This is a genomic window from Gordonia sp. ALPHA1B1, from assembly GCF_005502615.1.
GTDB classification, from domain to species: Bacteria; Actinomycetota; Actinomycetes; order Mycobacteriales; family Mycobacteriaceae; genus Gordonia; species Gordonia hongkongensis.
In genome coordinates this window covers 19,694-41,816 of record NZ_SCOC01000025.1, presented here as the reverse complement: position 1 = coordinate 41,816, position 22,123 = coordinate 19,694, and the positions used below count along the sequence as shown (strand labels likewise).

The following is a 22,123-nucleotide window of genomic DNA, read 5'->3' as shown; positions in this document are numbered from 1 at the left end:
GCTCTCCAGGGGGGCTTATCTGGCTTGATCTCGCGCGGGTTGTGAATTGTCCATCCCGTGGTCTGCGGGGGGCGCCCGGGTGGTCCTGATACCCGGACGAGTGCGATCGATACGAACGCATGGAGGCCACGTGACCATCTCAGACAAGGATCTCGTCACCCCGTCCGCGCACTCCTCGTCGACCCGGATGCCGGCCGATGACCATCCCACGGAGACGACCGGAGCCGCCACGTCGGCGAGACCGGATCCCGGTGTGGACTCACTTCCGTTGTCCGCCGCGCAGCGCGGCATCTGGTTCGCCCAGCATGTGGCCGGTGACCTGCCGATCTCGGTGGCACAGTACGTCGACATCGACGGCGAACTGGACACCGAGTTGCTGACGGAGGTCTGCCTGACCACCGGGCGGGAGTTCGGCTCGGGGCACCTGCGCCTGGTCGTCGTCGATGGCGAACCGCGGCAATACGTCGCCTCCCAGAGCGCTCCGGTGAGCACCGTGGATCTGCGCGGCGAGGCCGATCCGACCGCGACAGCGCACCGGCTGATGCTGCTCGACTACACGAGACCGCTCGACCTGCTCACCGACGACCTGATGACGAGCATCGTCTACCGCGTCGGGGACGCGCACTACATGTGGTACCTGCGGGCGCACCACATCGCGCTCGACGGATTCGCCGCGGTGACGATGGTCCGGCGGATCACCGAGCTGTACAACGCGGCCGTTCGCGGCGATCCCGCGCCGCCGTCGAAGGCGAGCGACATCGCCGACATCATCGCCCAGGACGCGTCCTACCCCGGGTCGACTCGTCACGACAACGACCGCAGGTACTGGAGCGACCATCTCGACGGCGCCCCGCCGGTCGTCACCCTGGCCGGCCGGCACGGCAAGCCGACGCTGCACCCGATCCTCGTGAGCGCGCCGATTCCCGCGGAGACGGCCGCGCTCCTCGATGCGGCCGCGCAGGAGGGAGGTGGCGTGACCCCGGTGATCGTCGCGGCGTTCGCCGCGTACCTCGCGCGGATGACCGGCAGTGCCGAAGTCCTTCTCAGCCTTCCGGTCTCGGGTCGCCACTCCGCCGTGCTGCGCCGGTCGGGCGGGATGGTGGCCAACGTCGTGCCGCTGCGTGTGCCGGTCGCCGGCCGCACGCTCGGCGACGTGGTGACCTCCGTGCAGGGGGAGTTGCTGAGTGCTCTGCGGCGGCAGCGGTACCGGCAGGAGGACATCTTCGCCGACATGGGGATGGCCCGAGACGAGTCGGCGTCCTTCGGGCCGGCGGTGAACCTCATGATGGTCGACAGCGAGGTCGTGCTGGGTGAGGTCACCGGGCGGCTGCACGTATTGACCTCGGGTCCGACGTCCGATCTGTTCGTCAACATCTACCCGGGCGCGGGAAAGAGCAGCACGCACATCGACTTCCAGGGCAACCCGAACATCTACACCCCGGACGAGCTCACCGGGCACCACCGTCGCTTCCTGATGTTCCTGCACGCATTCCTCGGCGGGGCGTCCGACGATCGCGTGGGACAGCTCTCGTTGCTCGACGAGCATGAGCGGGCGACATTGCTCCCCGTGCGGGGCGCGCGTTGCGCCCCGCCGCGGGTACTCGCCGACATTCTCGCCGAAACGGTTGCGCGACAGGGAGAATCTACCGCGGTGTGCGCGTCCGGGCGTTCGATGACGTATCGCGAACTCGACGCCGCCTCGTCGCGCCTCGCGCGGCGCCTGCTCGCCGCGGGCTGCGCGCCGGAGGAGTCGGTTGCCATCCTGCTGCGACGGTCCCTGGGCACCGTCGTGGCCGTCTGGGCGGTGGCGAAGACCGGTGCCGCGATCGTGCAGGTGGATCCGGAATACCCGCGAAAGCGCATCGAGCACATCTTCGCCGACAGCGGTGCCCGTGCGGCGATCACCGTCGACGAGTTCGCCGAGCGGGTGCCCCCGTCGGCTGTCCGGATCGACCTCGGCGACCTCTCGCCCGACGGGAACACCGACGGCGCCTCGGGCGGCGGCTTCGACGACTCGCCGGCTCCGTCGCGGGCCCGGCTCGAGAACGTCGCGTACATGACCTACACCTCCGGTTCGACCGGCGTGCCGAAGGGCGTGCAGGTCACCCACTCCGGGTTGGCGAGTCTCATCGCCGATCGCACCCGCGCCTATGGCCTCGCGCCGGCGTCCCGGGTCTCCTACGCGCTCTCCCCGAGCTTCGATGCGTCGATGGAACAGCTGCTGACCTGCTTCGCAACCGGATCCGCCCTGGTGATTGTGCCTCCGGAGGTGATCGGCGGCGAGCGGCTCACCCAGTTGCTCGCCGAGGAGGAGGTCACCCACCTGACCCTCACGCCCGCGATGCTGGCGACCATCGAGCCGGAATCGCTGACCCGGATGCAGACCGTCGTCGTCGGCGGCGACCGATGCGCCCCGCACGTGGTCGAACGGTGGACCCGGTCGGCGACGATGATCAACGAGTACGGGCCGACCGAGTCGACGATCACAGCGGCGAGTGCGATGGTCGAGCCCGATGCGGACGTCACCGTGGGCGGCCCCATCCGCGGGACGTCGGTGATGGTCCTCGACCACGCCTTGCAGCCGGTGCCGATGGGAACCGCCGGCGAGCTGTACCTTGCCGGCCCGGGGCTGGCCCGCGGCTACGCGCGCCTGCCCGGTCAGACCGCGGCACGTTTCGTGGCCCACCCGCACGGCGCGCCGGGCGAACGGATGTACCGGACCGGCGATCTCGCCCGCTGGGTCGGGGCGGGGACCGCGCCGTCACTGGAGCTGTTGGGCCGCACCGACTTCCAGCTGAAGATCCGTGGGTACCGGATCGAGCCCGGTGAGATCGACGCCGCTCTCACCGGGCACGCCCAGGTGGACCAGTCCGTCACCGTGCCCGCGCTCAACCTCGCCGGCGCGACCGTCCTGGCGTCGTACGTGGTGCCGGCGACGGGACAGCGGGTCGAACCGGCAGAGCTGGAGCGATTCGCACGCGAGTGCCTGCCGCCGCACCTGGTCCCGTCCGTCATCACGATCCTCGACGCCCTGCCGCTGAATGCGTTCGGCAAGGTCGACCGACGAGCCCTGCCCGCGCCCGTGTTCGCATCCGCGCGATCGGGGCGGCCGCCGTCGACTCCCCGGGAATACCGACTGGCGCAACTCTTCTCCGAGGTACTCGGGGTGGTCGAGGTGGGTGCCGACGACAGCTTCTTCGTCCTCGGCGGCGACAGCATCCTGTCCATCCAGCTCGTGGCGCGGGCGAAGGCGAGCGGGCTCGCGTTCACGACCCAGGATGTGTTCGAGCACAAGACCGTCGCCGCGCTGGCCGCGATGGCTTCCGACGTCTCCGACGACGACGGACTGCGCGAGTTGCCCGGCGGCGCGGTCGGCTCCATCCCGCTGTCACCGATCATGCACGCGATGCTCGAACGCGGTCCCATCGACCGCTTCGGACAGGCCGCGCTGGTCGAACTCCCGGACGCCTCCGGGCGCGACGAACTGGTGCGCACACTGCGCGCGGTGCTCGACCGGCACGACATCCTCCGGGCCACGCTGGTCGACGATCTCGCCGACCAACCCCACCTGGTGGTCCGCCCACCCGGTGCGGTCGACGCCGACGAGGCGCTCGAGCACGTCTGGCTCGACCGACGGGACGCCGACGAGATCGACCGCCACCTCCAGGCCGCGGCCGATCGCCTCGACCCACGCGCCGGCGTCCTCGTGCGGTTCGTGTGGATGCAGCACCCCGACCGCACCGCGCCCGACCTGATGTGGCTGGTCATCCATCATCTGGCCGTCGACGGGGTCTCCTGGCGCATCCTCCTCGCCGACCTCGTCACCGCCTGGCACCAGATCCGCGGGGGCGCGGTGCCCGACCTCGGCCTGCCGACGACGTCGGTCCGGCGCTGGGTCCACGGCCTCGTCGAGCAGGCACCCGTGCGCGCCGCGGCCGAACTCGACCGATGGGCGGAGATCCTCGAGCCCGGCGACCGGTTGCTCGGACGCCGCGCGCTCGACCCGGATCGAGACATCGTCGCCACCGCCGGACGCATCCGGATACGGATTCCGGCGGATGTGACCGAGGCGGCGCTCACCACCATCCCCGCGCGGTTCCACGGCGGTGCCAACGATTCGTTGCTGGCCGCGCTGGCCCTGGCGCTCGCGCACTGGCGACGTCGGTGCGGGCAGGCCGACGGTAGCGAGTTGATCGCCCTCGAAGGCCACGGTCGCGAGGAGGCCGCGGTACCCGGCGCGGACCTCACCTCGACGGTGGGGTGGTTCACCTCTCGCTTCCCGGTCCGGCTCGAGTTGCACGGCGTCGACGTCGAGGACGCCCTCACCGGTGGTCCGTCCGCCGGACTGGCGATCAAGCAGATCAAGGAACAGCTGCGGGCGGCACCCGACCACGGGATCGGCTACGGCATGATCCGATATCTCGACCCGACCGGCCGCGACGAACTGGGCGACCGGCCCGCACCCCAGATCAGCCTCAACTACCTGGGCCGGATGGGGACCGGCGATCACACCGGTCCATGGATGCCGGCGCGCGATTTCGACGCGTTGGTCGGGACCGGGCACCCGTGGATGGCGTTGCCCGCCATCATCGACATCAATGCGATCGCCGAACCGGGTTCGGCCGGCGTCGAACTCGACGTCGGCTGGGAGTACGCCGCGCTGGTGCTCGACCGGGTCGACGTCGAGGAGCTGGCCGGCCTGTGGGTGCAGGCCCTGAAGGGTCTCGCCCAGCACGTCCGGTCCGGGACGGCCGGCGGCCACACGCCGTCGGACTTCCCGCTGGTCTCGACCACCCAGGCCGACATCGATCACTGGACCGCCGCCCATCCGTCGATGGTCGACGTGTGGCCGCTGACCGCGCTGCAGTCCGGACTGCTGTTCCACGCGACCTACGACGACGCCGTCGACGGGTACACGGTGCAGGCCGAACTGCGACTCGGCGGGCGGCTCGAACCGGACCGGATGCGTCGGGCGGCGCAGGCGCTGATCGCCCGGCACGACAGTCTCCGCGTCGCATTCGTCGAGACCGGCGCCGGGCCGCGGCAGATCCTGCTCGACGACGTGACCGTCGACTGGTCGGACTCCGACCTCACCGGGATCGCGGACGCCGACGACCGGGACCGTGCACTGCGTCGTCTCATCGCCGGGTCGGCGGCCCCCTTCGACCTGGCTCGGCCGCCGCTGCTCCGTTTCCACCTCGTCCGGTTGACGCGCGACACCGAGAACCCGGACGGCGGCGAGTTCCTGCTGTCGATCACCAACCACCACATCGTCCTCGACGGGTGGTCGATGCCCGTCGTCATCTCCGAACTGCTGCAGTTGTACCTGGCCGACGATGACGCCAACGGCGCTGCCGGACTTCCCGCACCCCGGTCGTTCCGGGACTATCTGCAGTGGCTGCACACCCGCGATCACGACGCGACGACACGTGCGTGGCAGGAGACCCTCGCCGGCATCGAGAGTCCGACGCGACTCACCGGCGCCGCGGAGCGCGACGCCACGGCCGAGGTCGACGAGACGGCGCTCGATCTCGACATCGCGACGACGGAGGCGATCGCGGGTCTCGGGCGCGCCCACGGGGTGACCGCGAACACGTCGATCCAGGTGGCGTGGGCGTTGCTGCTCTCGATCATGACGGGCCGGTCCGACGTGGTCTTCGGCAACACGGTGTCCGACCGTCCCGCCTCCATCCCGGGCATCGAGCGGATGATCGGTCTGTTCATCAACACCCTTCCGGTGCGCATCCGGCTCGACCCGGACGAGCGGGTGATCGACCTGCTCGCCAGGGCGCAATCCGAGCAGGCGGCGATGCTCGGCCACCGCGACATCGGCCTCGCCGAACTTCAGCGGGTGACCGGGGTGGCCGACATGTTCGACACCGCCACGGTGCTGGAGTCGTACCCGGTCGACCCGGACGAGATCAACCGCATGCTCGGCGACGCGGGACTGCGATGGAACGGCCTGGCGGCCCACGACGCGACCCCGTACCCGGTCAGCCTCCAGGTCACGCCGCCCCGGCCCGGACGGGCCGACCAACCGGCCGCCGATCGGCCCGGCACCTACGAACTGGTGGTGAAGTACGCCGTCGACCGCCTCGACCGGGAGTCGGCCGAGGTCCTGCTCGAGCGGTTCGTGCTGCTGCTGCGCCAGATCGCTGCCGAACCGGGCCGCAAGGTCGCCACGCTGGCATCCTGTTGGGACACCGAACGATCCGCCCTCTGTCCGATCGAGGGTCCGCCCGCCGTGTCGCCCCGCCTACTCCGGGACATCCTCGCCGACACCGCGCGACGACACCCCCAGGCACCGGCGGTGCGCGCCGACGGCGTCACGATGACATATCGCGAACTCGTGCGCCGCAGCAACCGGCTCGCCGACGAGCTCGCCGCCCGCGGCGCCGGACCGGAGACCTCGGTGGCCCTGGCGATCCCGCGGTCGGCCGCGCTCATCGTGGCGATCTGGGCGGTCGCCCGGACCGGAGCGGCCTTTGTCGCCGTCGACCCGGGCAATCCGGCCTACCGCATCGCCGAACTGCTCGCCGACGCGCGGTCCACGATCGGGGTGACAGTCGACGCCGTCGTCCCGAATCTCCCGGACAGCGTCGAGTGGCTGACCCTCACCGGACCCGGCTCGCTCCCGCTCGGTACCGACGACTCGCCACCGCTCGGTACCGACGACTCGCTCCCGCTCGGTACCGGGGACCCGCTCCCGCTCCGGCCGGACAACGCGGCCTATCTGATCTTCACGTCCGGCTCCACCGGCCGGCCGAAGGCCGTCCACGTCACCCATCGCGGCCTCGCCGACCTGGTGGTCGAGTACGCGGAATCCTTCGCGGTGGAACCTGATTCGACGGTCCTGCAGGTCGCGTCCCCCGGCTTCGACGCCTGCGTGTCGGAGGTGTTGGTCGCGCACAGCGCCGGCGCCTGCCTGGCCGTCGCGCCGCCGGAGATCTACGGCGGTTCCGACCTCGAGGACCTGCTGCGGACCGAGCGGGTGTCCCACGCCATCATCACGCCGACGGTGCTCAACACGATGGACCCGTCACGTCTGCCGGAGCTGCGGATCGTCGCGGTGGTCGGCGAGGCGACGGGCGCGGACATCGTCACCCGGTGGTCGCCGGGTCGTCGGCTGATGAACCACTACGGACCCACGGAGACCACGATCTGGGCGACCGGCGCCGACGATCTCCGGCCCGGGGAGCCGGTGACGATCGGGGAACCGATCCGGGGAGTCTCGGCGTTCGTGCTCGACACCTGGTTGCGGCCGGTGCCGGTCGGAGTGGTCGGCGAACTCTACCTCGGTGGTCCCGGCCTGGCGCGTGGCTACTTCGACCGCGCAGGCGTCACCGCGACGAGGTTCGTGGCCGATCCCGTACGCTCCGCCGGCGAACGCCTCTACCGCACCGGCGATGCCGTGCGCTGGATTCGCACGGACGGCGCCCTGCGGCTGGATTATCTGGGGCGCAACGACCAGCAGGTGAAGGTCCACGGCCTGCGCATCGAGACCGGGGACATCGACGCCCATCTCGCGCGGATCGCCGGCGTCGCGCAGGCGGCGACCGTGCTCCAGCGCGGACCGGCGGGTCGTCCGGTCATCGTGTCCTACGTCGTGGGGACGCCGGACGAGCCGATGGACGTGCATGCGTTGCACGACGACCTCGCGAACACCCTGCCGCATTACATGGTTCCCGCAGCGATCGTCGAGCTGGAGTCGATGCCGGTCACCCGGTCGGGGAAGGTCGACACGAAAGCGCTGCGGCAGTGCGAGTTCCGTGCCGAGAGCGGAGGCGGCCGCCCGCCGGAGACACCGGCCGAGCGCGTCATCGCCGCACTGTTCGCCGAGGTACTGGAGCTCGACGACGTCACCGCCGACGACAACTTCTTCACGCTCGGGGGCGACAGCATCGTCTCGATGCAACTGGTCGCGGCGGCGAAGGCCGCCGGACTATCGCTCACTCCCCGGGCGGTCTTCGAGGCGAAGACCGTCGCCGCGCTCGCCGAGATCGCCACCACCGCCTCCGCGACCGGCGACCCCGCCACCGGTTCGGTCGTCGAACAGGCGGTCACCGAGCAGGATTCGCCGCTCGTCGATCTTCCCGACGACGATCTCGACCGGCTGCGGAACGACTACCCCAGGCTGTCGGACGTCTGGCCGTTGTCGCCGACGCAATCGGGTATCCACTTCCACTCGACCCTCGATCCCGATGCGGTCGACACCTACACCGTGCAGTCGACGATCGCCCTCTCCGGCCCGGTCGACGCCGGCCTGCTGCGCCGCGCCGCGCAGGCGCTCGTGGACCGCCACGACGTCTTGCGGACGGCCTTCGTCGAGACGTCGCGTGGCCCGCGGCAGGTCGTCGTCGACGGCGTCGAGGTGCGCTTCCGGACCGTCGATCTCACCGTTGCCGCGGACCGCGGGGCCGCCCGGCGGGTCGCCGCCGACGACGCCGCCGCCGGTTTCGATCTGACCGAACCCTCGCTGATCCGATTCACCCTCGTGCGGCTCGACAGCGACCACTTCGCCCTGCACGTCACCAACCATCACGTGATCCTCGACGGCTGGTCGATGCCCCTGCTGCTCGGCGAACTCCTCCACTACTACGGCGATCCGGGGCAGATCGGCGCATGCCGGCCGGCAGCCTCGTACCGGAACTACCTCGCGTGGCTCGGCGAACAGGATCACGACGCCTCGACGGCCGCGTGGGCGCAGGCCTACGCCGACGTCGACGGACCCACCCGCGTGACCCGGCTCGGCGCCGCGACCACCGTGTTCGACGCCGGTGAGGTCATCGCCGAGCTGCCCGGGCAGGAATATGCGCGTCTGCGGTCGGCCGCCGCGGAGTCCGCCGTGACGGTCGGGACCGCCTTGTCCGCGGCGTGGGCACTCGTCCTGCGAACCCTCACCGGCGACACCGATGTGGTCCTGGGCTCCGCGGTCGCCGGACGGCCACCGGAGCTGCCCGGCGTCGACCGGGCGCTGGGGATGTTCCTCAGCACGGTACCGATCCGGGTCCGTCTCGAACCGTCGATGTCGTTGCGCGATCTGTTGATCCATGTGCAGGAAGCGAATGCGCTGGTCCTGGACCACCACTACGTCGGACTCCCGGCCATCCACCGCGCGGTGGGCCGGTCGGACCTCTTCGACACCGCACTGGCCTTCCAGTCGTTCCCGCTGCGCGAGGACGCGCTGCAACAACTGGTCACCGCGGCGGGCTTGCACGTCGACAGCGTCACCGGGCTCGACGCCACGCCCTACCCGCTGAGCGTCGTCGTGGCGCCGAAGATCGACGGCGGCGAGGGGGAACCGGGACTCGGCATCACCGTACGGTTCCATCGCGACGAGTTCGACGAGAGCCGCGCACGGGAGATCGTCGACCACTTCGTGGAATGTCTCGCCCGCATCGCCGACGAGCCGGGTTCGCGCCTCGGCGCACTCCGTCACGTCGGGCACGAGGCAGGCGCCGGACGGATCGACGACATGCCGGAACCGGCCACCCTGCCCGACATCCTCACCGCCGCAGCCGGTCAGGCGCCGGATGCGATCGCGGTGACCTGCGGCGAGCGGTCGCTGTCGTACCGGCAGCTGGACGCCGAGTCCGATCGCCTGGCGCGGCAGATCTCGCAGCGGGCGCAGTCCGGCGTCGTGGCGTGCGCACTGCCGCGGTCCGTCGAGGCGGCGATCGCGATCTGGGCGGCGGCCAAGGCGGGAGTGCCGTTCCTGCCGCTGGATCCGAGCCTGCCCGCCGAGCGCATCGAGTTCGTGCTGGCCGACGCCGGCGCCGGGTTGGGCATCACCTTCGGCGCGCGCCGGGCCGCACTGCCCGACAGCATCGATTGGCTCGTCGTCGACGAACCGCGGACGGACGGCCCCCAGTCGAACGAAGCCGGCGGCCCGATCCGGCTCGGGGACACCGCCTACGTGATCTACACGTCCGGTTCCACCGGCACGCCCAAGGGCGTCGTCGTCTCACATCGCGGACTCGCGCAGGTGGTCGCGGCGCAGCGCGCGGTCCTCGGCGTCGACCAGTCGTCGAATGTGTTGCAGGTGGCCTCACCGAGCTTCGACGCCTTCGTGTTCGAACTCCTGATGGCCCACGGGACCGGAGGACGTCTGGTGGTGGCGCCACCCGATGTCTACGGCGGCCCCGCGCTCGCGAATCTGATTCGGCGCGAGCAGGTCTCGCATGCCGTCCTGACGCCGTCGGCACTGGCCACCGTGCCGGCCGACGGTCTCGATACGCTGCGCGTACTGGCGACCGCGGGTGAACCGGTCGGGCCCGAGTTGGTCTCACGGTGGGCCGACGGCCGGAACATGATCAACCTGTACGGGCCGACCGAATCGACCATCTGGGCCACCGCCGGCACGCCGCTGCGGGCGGGTGATCCGATCACGATCGGGACGGCGGTGGGACCGGTGGGCACGATGGTGCTCGACACGTGGATGCGGCCGGTTCCGCAGGGCGTCGTCGGCGAGTTGTACCTCGTCGGCCCCGGCCTGGCCGACGGTTATGTCGGCCGGCCCGCGACGACGGCGGCGCGGTTCGTGGCCTGCCCCGCCGATGCGCCCGGAACCCGGATGTACCGGACGGGCGACCTCGTCCGGGTCTCCCGGTCCGGTGCACTGGAGTACGTGGGACGCAACGACTTCCAGGTGAAGGTGCGCGGCACCCGGGTAGAGGTGGGCGAGATCGACGCGCGCCTCGGATCGCGCGCCGACGTCGCCTACGCCGTGACCGTCCCGCGTGGCGGGAACGGAACGCCGCACTGTCTGGTCTCCTACGTGACCGCCACCGCGGGGGCGTCGCTCTCCGGTGACGAACTACGTGCGTCGCTGGAGCGATCGCTGCCCGCATACATGGTCCCGGCCGCGGTGGTCGTACTGGACGAGATACCCCTCACCCCGACCGGCAAGCTGGATCGAAGTCGCCTGCCCGAACCGGTGATTGCCCCGCGTGGGTTCCGTGCACCGTCCGGCCCGGCCGAGTCCGCCGTGGCGCACGTCTTCCAGGATGTCCTCGGCGTGCCGCGCGTGGGCGCCGACGATGACTTCTTCGCCCTGGGTGGCGACTCGCTGACCGCCTCGGTGGTGACGGCGCGGCTGGGTGCGGAGCTGGGAGTACGGGTTCCGCTGCGGTCGGTGTTCGACGCGCCCGGCGTCGCGGCACTGGCGGAGCTGGTCGGGTCGCTGGGCGACGACCGGCGCACCGCGTTGACGGCAACCGTCCGCCCGGAGCGCATCCCGTTGTCGCTGGCGCAGCAGCGGATGTGGTTCCTCAATCGGATGGAGCCGGAGTCGCCGGCCTACAACATCCCGGTGGTCCTCGAACTCACGGGGCACCTGGACCTCGCGGCGCTCGGGCAGGCCCTCGACGACGTGGTCGGACGGCACGAGGTGCTGCGGACGATCTACCCCGACACCGACGGCGAGCCGTGGCAACTCGTCCTCGACCACGCCCCGGTGCTCCTGGAGTCGACGCGAGCATCGGCCAGCGAGGTCGAGGACGTCGTCTCCGGGTTCGTACGCCGCGGCTTCGACGTGACCGCGTCGGTGCCGATGCGTGTGGCCGTGGTGGCGATCGACCCGGACGGCGTGGACGATCCCCATGGCCCGGACAACCGCGACGCACACGACGACCGGGAGGGGACCCACGGACGTTTCCTGCTCGTCCTCGTGGTCCATCACATCGCCGGTGACGGCCAGTCCATGGCGCCGCTCGCCCGCGATGTGATGACGTCGTACGCCGCCCGCATCGCCGGCGCGGAACCGGCCTGGGAACCGCTCGCGGTCCAGTACGCCGATTACGCGCTGTGGCAGCGAAACATGCTGGGGAGCGCGGACGACCCGACCTCGTTGATGCACGCCCAGCTGGATTTCTGGCGGTCGACCATGGCCGGTGCCCCGGACGTCCTCGATCTGCCCACCGACCGCCCGCGTCCGCCGGTGGCGACCCTCGCGGGCGGGCAGGTGCCGGTGGCGATCGACGCCCGCCTGCACGGGCAACTCCTCGCCCTCGCGCGGGCACATGGCGCGTCGTTGTTCATGGTCGTGCACGCCGCGCTCGCCGCGGTGCTCGGCCGGTTGAGCGGCGCCGACGACGTCGTGATCGGCACCCCGGTCGCCGGGCGCGGCGAACCGGGACTGGAACCGCTCGTCGGCATGTTCGTCAACACCCTCGCGCTCCGGACCGACCTCGACGCCGCGGAGTCGTTCGCCGGATTGCTCGGCCGCGTGCGCGAGGTCGACCTGGACGCCTTCGAGCACTCCGACGTCCCGTTCGAGCGGATCGTCTCCGAACTCAACCCGGAACGGTCCACCGCGCATCATCCGCTGTTCCAGGTCGCGCTGGCCTTCCAGAACCTGTCCGACGTCCATCTCGACCTGCCGGACCTGCGCGTCTCCCGCGCGCAGGCCGACACCGGCATCTGCCAGTTCGACCTCCAGGTGGTCCTCGCCGAGTCCTACACCGAAGACGGCACGCCGCAGGGTCTTTCGGGAACCATGATGTTCGCCCGCGACCTGTTCGATCCGGGGACGGTGACCGGCATCGCCAGTCGGTTGCACCGTGTGCTCGACGCGATCGTCGACGACGCGACAACACCCGTCGGTGACATCGACTGGCTCGGTGGAGCCGAGCGCGCGGAACTGGTGTCGGTGGTGGGACCGGGTGCGGTCGCGGAGCCCGTGCTGCTGCCGGAGATCTTCGCGGCCGCCGTCGTGGCCGACCCGGACGGTGCGGCGGTGATCTGCGGCGAAGTCGAGCTGTCCTATGGTGAGCTCGATCGCCGATCGAATCGGCTGGCGCGGTATCTCATCGACAATGGTGCGGCACCGGAGCGGCCGGTGGCGGTGGCCGTGGAGCGGTCGGCGGAATCGCTGGTCGCGTGGTGGGCCGTCGTGAAATCGGGTGCTCCCTATGTCCCGGTGGACCCGCATTACCCGGCCGCGCGGATCGACCAGATGGTGTCCGATTCAGCTGCGCCACTGGGGATCACGACACGTGGGTCCCGGCCGACGCTGTCCGGGACGCTCGACTGGGTCGTGCTCGACGACCCCGCCACCGCCGCCGAGGTCGCCGAACTGTCGTCGTCGCCGATCCGACAGACCGATCGGGTGTGCCCGGTCCGGCCCGCGAACACCGCCTGGGTGGTCTTCACCTCCGGCTCCACCGGCGTGCCGAAGGGCGTCGCCGTCACGCATGCCGGCGTCGCCGATTACCTCGCCACGCTGCACGTCGACCGTGAGCTCGGAACCTACCCGCGGGTACTGCATTTCGCCTCTCCCTCGTTCGACGCGTCGCTGCTGGAGATCCTGCTCGCCGTGAGCGCCGCGGCCACCCTCGTCGTGGCGCCCACCGGGATGCGGGGTGGTCGCGAACTGGCCGACTTCCTTCGCGATCACCGGGTCTCCCATGCGTTCGTCACCCCGGCCGCGCTGGCCTCGGTGGACCCGGACGGGCTCGACGACCTGCGGGTCGTGATGTCGGGGGGCGACGAGGTACCGACCGACCTGGTGAGCCGGTGGGTGGGTGCCGATCCGGCCGCTGCTCGGGAATTCCGGGTGCTATACGGCCCCACCGAGACCACCATCGTCGCCACCGCCACCGCTCCGCTGCGGGTGGGCGAACGGTCGACGATCGGCACGGCGCTCGCCGGGATGCAGACGCTCGTGCTCGACTCCCGTCTGCAGCCCGTGCCGGACGGGGTCGCGGGGGAGCTGTATCTGTCCGGACCCGCGCTCGCGCGCGGCTACCTGAACAGGTCCGGGGTGTCCGCCGCCCGATTCGTCGCCCACCCCTTCGGCGATGCCGGAGAACGCGCGTACCGCACGGGGGACATCGTGCGCCGCAACCACTCGGGCGACCTGGAGTTCATCGGACGCAACGATTTCCAGGTGAAGGTCCACGGCTTCCGGGTCGAGCTCGGGGAGATCGACGCCGCGCTGGCAGAACTCGCTCGGGTGGCCTACGCCGTCACCGTCCCGCGGCACGACTCCGGCATCGGTATGCGCCTGGTGTCCTACGTCGTGCCCGCGCCGGGCGTCGCCCTCGTCGGTGAGAAACTTCGTGCCGAACTCGGCGAGGTGTTGCCGACGTACATGGTCCCGGCGGCGGTCGTGGTCCTCGACGACATCCCCCTGACACCCAGTGGGAAGCTCGACCGGCGTGCCCTTCCCGCGCCGGTCGTCACCACCCGGAGTTTCCGAGCCCCGGCCACGCCGGTCGAGGAGATCGTCGCGGGGGTGTTCGCCGACATCCTGTCCGTCGATGCCGCGGTCGGTGCCGACGACGACTTCTTCGACCTCGGCGGCAACAGTCTCGCCGCAACGCGGGTGGTGGCGAGAATCGGTGCGGCGCTTGACACCACGATCCCGGTGTCGGTGATCTTCGAGGCGTCCACGGTGACGCGGCTGGCCGCCCGCGCCGAGTCGCACACGGACACCGGGCGTGTCGACCTGGTGGCACACGAACGCCCGGAGCGGATCCCGCTGTCCTATGCGCAGCAACGCATGTGGTTCCTCAACCGGATCGAACCCGAGTCGCCGGCGTACAGCATCCCGGTCGTGGTGCGGTTGTCCGGAAGTCTCGATGTCGACGCCCTCCACCGGGCGATCGGTGATGTCGTCGCCCGCCACGAGATCCTGCGCACCGTCTACCCCTTCGTCGAAGGCGAACCGGCTCAGGTGATCCTGCCCGCGGACTCCGTCCCGATGGAGGTCGTCCAGGTCGCGGAATCCGATGTCGATCAGGCGATCACGGAGCTGATCGCGGCACCGTTCGACCTCACCGCCGGGGCGTCGACCCGGATCGTGCTCTTCGAGCTCGGCGGCGACGCGTGGGTGCTCGCCGTGATCCTGCATCACATCGGCGGTGACGGCTCCTCGTTGGGGCCCCTCGCGCGGGACATCATGACGGCCTACGTCGCGCGTCTGCAGGGCGAGGCGCCCGGATGGGTGCCGTTGCCGGTGCAGTACGCCGACTACGCGATCTGGCAGCGGGCGGTCCTGGGCTCCGAATCGGACCCGAACTCGTTGCTGCGTGCGCAGATCGACTACTGGGCCGAGCAGTTGGCCGGCACACCGCCGTTGCTCGAGCTGCCCACCGATCGGCCGCGCCCGGCCACCCAGTCCTACGTCGGGGAGTCCGTCGGCCTGACCATCGACGCCGATCTGCACGCCGGGTTGCAACGGGTCGCCCGTGCCCACAACACGACGCTGTTCATGGTCTTCCATGCCGCGCTGGCCGCCCTGCTCGCGCGGCTCGCCGCGACCGACGACGTCGCCGTCGGGACCCCGTACGCCGGACGCGGGGAACGTGCTCTCGACGATCTGGTCGGGATGTTCGTCAACACGCTGGTCCTGCGCACCCGGGTGCGGAGCGGGATGTCGTTCGCCGAGTTGATCGATGACGTGCGCACCACCGACCTCGCGGCGTTCGGTCACGCCGACGTCCCGTTCGAACGACTCGTCTCCGAACTCAACCCGGTCCGCTCCGACGCCCACAACCCGCTGTTCCAGGTGATGCTGGCGTTCCAGAACATCTCGAGCACCGACATCGAACTGCCTGATCTGTCGGTGCGGGCCGTCGAACCGGACACCGGACTCGCCCTGTTCGATCTGCAGGTGACGGTCGCCGACTCCTACGACGCGCACGGGGCGCCGGCCGGCATCACCGGTGGTGTCACGTTCGCGTCCGACCTCTTCGACGCGTCGACCGTGGAGCGGTTCGTCGAACGGTTGGTGGCGATGCTCGAGGCGATGACGATCGACGCCGACCGCCCTGTCCACGACGTGGACCTGCTCGACGACGCCGAACGGTCTGCCGCCCTCCAGGGTCCGAACGCGACGTCGCACGAGGTGGACTCCGCCGAGACCCTCGCCTCGATGTTCGCCGCGGCCGCGGTCGCGTACGCCGAGGACACCGCGGTGATCTCCGGGGCGGTCTCGCAGACCTACGCCGAGTTCTCCGGTCGGGTGAACCGGCTGGCCCGCTGGATGGTCGCACAGGGGGTGGGGCCGGACTCGCTGGTCGCGCTCCGTATACGACGCTCGCTCGACCAGCTCACGGCGATGTACGCGGTGCACGCCGCCGGCGGTGGTTACGTGCCGATCGACCCGGACCATCCGGCCGAGCGGATCGACTACATGGTCGAGTGCGCCGAGCCGGTGCTGGTGCTGTCCGCGCTCGACTCCGTCGATCTCTCCGGGTTCGACGACTCGCCGCTGACCGACGATGACCGGATCACGCCGCTGAACCCGGACGCCCTCGCGTACGTGCTGTTCACCTCCGGCTCCACGGGTCGACCCAAAGGCGTTGCCGTGTCGCATCGTTCGGTGGTCAACCAGCTTCGCTGGATCAGCGCCGAGTACGGGCTGAGCCGATCGGACGTGGTGCTGCAGAAGACTCCCGCGACCTTCGACGTGTCGGTGTGGGAACTGTTCGCGACACTGGCCGTCGGTGCCCGACTGGTGATCGCGCGACCGGACGGCCACACCGATCCGCGCTACCTGACCGAGGTCATGTCCACACATCGGGTCACCATCACCTCGTTCGTGCCGTCGATGCTGGCGGTGTTCGCCGACGCCTTGCCCACCGGCGCGGCGCTGTCGTTGCGGGCCCTGCTCGTCGCGGGTGAGGCCTTCGGGCCCGACGTGGTGGACGCCGCCCGCCGTGCGTTGCCGGACGTGGAGTTGTACAACCTGTACGGGCCGACGGAGTTCACGGTGCACGCGACCTCCTCCACGGTGGGGACGGCCGCCGACGGCGCGGTGCCGATGGGGGTGCCGGTGTGGAACGCCCGTGCGTACGTGCTGGACTCGCGGCTGCGTCCGGTGCCCGCGGGGGTGACCGGCGACCTCTACCTGTCCGGGACTCAGGTGGCGCGGGGCTATCACGGACGACCGGGTCTGACCGCCGATCGCTTCGTGGCCGATCCCTTCGCGGCCGGCGCCCGGATGTACCGCACCGGTGATCTGGTGCGGCGTCGCCGAAGCGGTGCGCTCGAGTATCTGGGACGCAGCGACTTCCAGGTCAAGCTCCGCGGGCTGCGCATCGAACTCGGTGAGATCGAGGCGGTCTTCGCCGCGCACCCGGACATCGCCCGCGCGGCGGCCGCGGTCACCTCGACCGACGCGGTCGACTATCTCACCGTCTACCTGGTGCCGGCGGGGGCCGGCGTGGGGGACGGCGGGGGCAGGTCGGTGAACACCGCCGAGGTCACCGCGTTCGCGTCGGCGGCGCTCCCGGGATACATGATGCCGACGGCGGTGATGGTGATCGACTCGCTGCCGATCACCGCGTCAGGCAAACTCGACCGGGCGAGGCTGCCGCAGCCGACACGTGACGCCTCGGCGTTCCGCGCACCGTCGTCGTGGCTGGAGACCGAGATCGCGCGGACCTTCGAGCACGTGCTCGGTGTCCCGCGCGTCGGCGCCGACGACGACTTCTACGCGCTCGGCGGCAATTCGCTGCGGTCGGTACAGGTCGTCAACGACCTCGAGACCGAGTTGCACGTCGAGATCCCGGTCCGGTGGATGCTGTCCGATTCGAGCCCGGCCGACCTGGCAAGGCGGATCGAGGACGGGATGCGCAACGGGTTCGACGCCGCGCGCGGACCGGGAGACGAGGCGCCGGGCGGGGTGGGCTTCGACGTCCTGCTCCCGATCCGGCCGGAAGGCGAACTGCCGCCGCTGTTCTGCATCCACCCGGCCTCCGGCCTGGCCTGGAGCTACCAGACCCTGAGCCGGCAGGTGCCGCCCGGCCGTCCGGTGTACGGCCTGCAGGCGCCACAGATCGGGGGCGAGACACCCGGCCCCACCACGATCGACGAGATCGCACGCAGGTACGCCGACGAGATCCGGACGGTCCAGCCCGAGGGCCCGTATCACCTGCTCGGATGGTCGCTGGGCGGGGTGATCGCGCACGCGATCGCCGCCGAGATGCGGGCCGCCGGTTCCGAGGTCGCGCTGCTCGCCATGCTCGACACCGAGGCCGACGGTGTCGACTCGTCGGCGATCACCACCGTCACCCCCGGCGAGCTGATCAGCAACCTCGGTCCGGTCCTCGGCATCGACTACGTCAGTGCGGACGCGACCGCCGAACAAGCCGCCGAGCAGATCGCCGAGCGCCTCGGCGCCGGGTTCGGCATCGACGCCGCGACGATCGAGCGGCTGACCGACGCCTACAACCTGCTGATCCGGGCCACCGGCGACTGGGACCCGCCGGTCGTCGACACCGACGTGCTCTACTTCACCGCCGTGCGCGATCGACGGCCGGATGCGTTGGGCGCCAACGGATGGGGGCGGTACGTCCGGGGGAGCATCACGAATGTCGACATCGACACCCACCACCTCGGGATGACCGAGGACGAGGCGATCAGACAGATCGCGGCCGTCCTCGACGATCATCTGACGCGCGAAAGTGCCTCGCGGAAAGCCGCTTCGGGGTTAGCGTTTTCTCACGATGATCGGTTCACCAACAAGAGATGAGGTCGTCCATGGACAAGAACGGCAAATCCGGCGCACACCGTTGCCCACGTCCGCGCGGTCGCCGCCCGGCGGGTGCCCTGCTCGGCTGCGCGTTGGCCGCGTCGCTCACGGTGACGGCCCCGGCCGTGGCCCAGGCGGCCTCACCCGGGGTGGCCCTGCCCGTCCCGGTGGTTCCCTCCTCATCGACGCCGGGAGCACAAACGCTGCCCGGCAACGCTTTCCGCATCGCGCAGATCGACGCCGCGCTGGTCTCGGATGCGGCGCCGGTGGTGGTCGGGTCATGGCCGGACGTGACGTCGGTCGTCCCGACACCGGGGTCGCGGCACCTACGGCCACTCGGTTCGGTGGCGGTGCCGGTCGCCGATGCAGGGGACCGGGTTCGGGTCGGAAACCTGGACCTGACCCGTCCGCGAGCGGTGTCTCCGCAACTGGCCGCGCAGATCTCGGCGGGAGCCGGTGAGATCGTCCAAGGAATCTCGGATGTGTTGCAGAGCAACGGGGTACCGGTCGCGCGGGCCGACCGGGTGGCCGAGCAGATGGTCGGTGATGCCGCGGTCGGTGGCGTCATCGGAGCCGGGGTGGCAGCACCCCTCGCCCTCGCGGTCGGCGGTGTGGTGGGTGCCCCCTTGGGTCTGATACTCACGTTGCCGTTGTGGCCCACGGGACTCGTCGTCGGACCCGTGGTCGGGACGGCTGTGGTCGCCACCCTCGTCGCGCTGCCCGCGGTCGCCGCCGGTGTCGCGATCGGCGCCGCGCACGGCTATGACAAGGGCTGGAAGGTGCCGGTCGACAAGCCGCGACACCTGCGCGCGGACGCCACCGAGGTGTCGGCCGAGCGGGTCGTCGTCCCGCATCAGCCGCGGCATGCCGCCCCGGAGCCGGTCGTACCGCAGGTCACCGGGCCGGTCGGCCGGCAGCTCGCCCCGACCCCCGCGGTGAAGCAGGTCGAACCCATGCGGAGTGTCGGGAGTGGTCCGGCGGACTGCTCCATCGTGCGCAAGATGGAGGTGGCGCTGCAGGGTGGCGTGATCGGAACCTGCTAGCCGTCACGCTCGCGGGAATCCCTTGGCGACGTGGGCCATGTGCGCTCTGTTGCTACAGGATTCGCGAGATCGCGTCGACGACGGTGGCGGCGAGACCGGCAGCCGTGTGCTCGCCGAGCTCGCCGCGCTGTTCGTCGGCGCGCATCATGATGACCGACTCCACCAGCCGGAAGGGGAGCAGCGTCCGCTTGTCGGTGGCGTCGCCGAGTGCCGCGGCCGCCAGGGCGGCATACGAGTCGGCCAATTCCTGGCGCGCCGAACGGAATTCGACGAACCGCTGGTCAGCGACCTCGGGCAGCAGGTACAGGGCACCGAGGTTCCAGCGCGACTGCGCCAGCTGATCGACGTCGAAGCGTGCGAGCTCCAGCAGCCGCGCCAGCGCGGGTCCATCCCCGTCGAGGAGTACCCGCGCGCGGTCGAGTGAGGCGACGACTGTCGTCTCCAGCAGGGTCGCGAGAATGTCGTCTTTGGTGCCGAAGTAGTGGTACATCGACGCCTGTCTGATGCCGACCGCCTCGGCGATCATGCGTGTCGACGTCCCGGTGTACCCGTGGCGGGTGAACAATTCGGCAGCGGCGTCGAGGATCTCCTCGCGCGCGGTCTGCCCGCGGCGTCGGGCCTGTACCAGGCGCGGGCGGCCGCGGCCGGTCGGCGTCGGGGCCGTACTCGAGCCGGACGGCATGTCGTCTCCTCAATTGCGTCAACAGATCTCGCAACCCGGGCATCTTGTGACCCGGATTTCTCGACCCTAGCCGACAGGCCGCGTGCTTCGGCCGTTCGCGGACCCGCCGACCGGGGAAATCCCAGGCGCGTTACGCGGACGTAACGGGAGTTTTCACGACCGGAACAATTCTGTCAATCGATAGAAATCAGCGAGGGCTTACCTATCAGGTGACAGGAAACAGTGCCTGCCTCAACCGTGCTCAACGTGGAGCTTCTTCTCGGAAAGGAAGACCGCGCATGACCTCCACCCCCGAAGTGGCTCCCGCGGCATCGCCCTCCTCGGCCGCTGGATCATCGTCCGGCCCGGGCGCCGGAGATGCCGACGCTCACGACCTCTCGGCACTCGGCTACGACCAGCAACTCCATCGTTCGCTCGGCAAGTTCGCGTCCTTCGCCGCCGGGTTCTCGTTCGTCTCGATCCTGACCACCATCTTTCAGTTGTTCGGCCTGGGTTTCGGTTTCGGCGGCCCGGCCTTCTTCTGGACCTGGCCGATCGTCTACGCCGGCCAGTTCCTGGTGGCGCTGTGCTTCGCCGAAATCGCGGCGCGATACCCGATCTCGGGCGCGATCTACCAGTGGTCCCGCCGGATGGGCGGCGAGGTCGTCGGCTGGTTCGGCGGCTGGTTCATGATGATCGCGCAGGTCGTCACCGCCGCCGCGGCCGCGATCGCGCTGCAGGTCGTCCTGCCGTCGATCTGGATCGGCTTTCAGATCATCGGCGACGACCCGACCCTCACCACCACGAGCGGTGCGGCCAACGCGGTGCTGCTCGGCTCGGTTCTGCTCGTGGTCGTGACCGCCATCAACTGTGTCGGCGTCCGGTGGATGAGCCGGGTCAACAGCATCGGCGTCGTCTGCGAACTCGTCGGTGTCGTCGCGGTGATCCTGGCACTGTTCACCCACGCCCAGCGCGGTCCCGATGTCGTCTTCGACACCGGCGTTCCCGGTCAGCAGCCCGGGTACATCTGGGCGTTCATCGTCTCCGGTCTGATGGCCGCGTACGTCATGGTCGGTTTCGGGTCGGCGGGTGAGTTGGCCGAGGAGACGAGGGACCCGCGCCGCGTCGCACCGCGCACTATCCGGATGGCGCTGACCGTCTCGGCCATCGGCGGCGGATTGATGCTGCTCGGCACCCTGATGGCGGCACCCACCCTCGATGAGCAACTCGCGACCGGCGGTCTGCCGTACGTCCTCGATTCCGTGCTCGGCAGCTTCTGGGGCAAGGTCCTCCTCGCCGACGTGGCGGTGGCCATCTTCATCTGCACCCTCGCCATCCAGACCGCCTGCTCGCGTCTGATGTTCTCCATGGCTCGCGACGGCCGGCTCCCGTTCTCGGCGCAACTGGCACATGTCAACAGCCGCACCGGGACCCCGATCCTGCCGTCGATCCTGATCGGTGTGCTCTGCATCGGCATCCTGCTCGTCAACGTCGGCAACTCGGCGATCTTCGCGACCCTCGCCAGCGTGTGCATCATCCTGATCTACCTCGCCTACCTGGCCGTCACCGGCCCGATGCTCTACCGGCGGTTCCAGGGCTGGCCGCATCGCGGCGGCCGGGACACGCCGGCCGTCGACGCCGGCGGCCGAAAGCTGTTCAGCCTGGGCCGATTCGGGATCGTGGTGAACGCCCTCGCGGTGCTCTACGGCGTCCTGATGGTGATCAATCTGGCGTGGCCGCGGGCCGAGGTCTTCGACCCGTCCGGTGAGATGCCGATCCTCCGCTGGGCCGGCCCCATCTGCATCGTGGCGACCGTCCTCGTCGGCATCGCCTGCTACCCCCGCGGAAAAGAACACCCGCGACCGGTGACGACCTCCCCGTCCGCCTGATGCCCCCTTGCTCCCTAATCCGAAAGAACCGCACAACCTCTGCTCCCTG

Annotated in this window: 4 protein-coding genes; 3 read left to right on the top strand and 1 reads right to left on the bottom strand. The window is 70.3% G+C overall.

What is annotated here, in order from left to right; translation table 11 throughout:
* Window positions 1–130: 130 nt before the first annotated feature.
* Both FFS52_RS16455 and FFS52_RS16450 read left to right on the top strand, forming a co-directional pair.
* Window positions 131–18,481, top strand: a complete 18,351-nt coding sequence (locus FFS52_RS16455) for a non-ribosomal peptide synthetase (protein ID WP_137810306.1) — start codon at window positions 131–133, stop codon at window positions 18,479–18,481.
* A gap of 8 nt (window positions 18,482–18,489) precedes the next feature.
* A complete protein-coding gene (locus FFS52_RS16450) occupies window positions 18,490–19,524 on the top strand; it encodes a hypothetical protein (RefSeq protein ID WP_137810305.1) in 1,035 nt (344 codons plus the stop codon).
* 52 nt (window positions 19,525–19,576) lie between these two features.
* Here the strand turns inward: FFS52_RS16450 and FFS52_RS16445 are convergent, their stop codons facing one another.
* A complete protein-coding gene (locus tag FFS52_RS16445; RefSeq protein ID WP_137810304.1) occupies window positions 19,577–20,206 on the bottom strand; it encodes a TetR/AcrR family transcriptional regulator in 630 nt (209 codons plus the stop codon).
* Window positions 20,207–20,484: 278 nt separating this feature from the next.
* Here FFS52_RS16445 and FFS52_RS16440 point away from each other — a divergent pair, with 278 nt between their 5' ends.
* Window positions 20,485–22,074, top strand: a complete 1,590-nt coding sequence (locus FFS52_RS16440) for an amino acid permease (RefSeq protein WP_068970462.1) — start codon at window positions 20,485–20,487, stop codon at window positions 22,072–22,074.
* Window positions 22,075–22,123 lie beyond the last annotated feature (49 nt).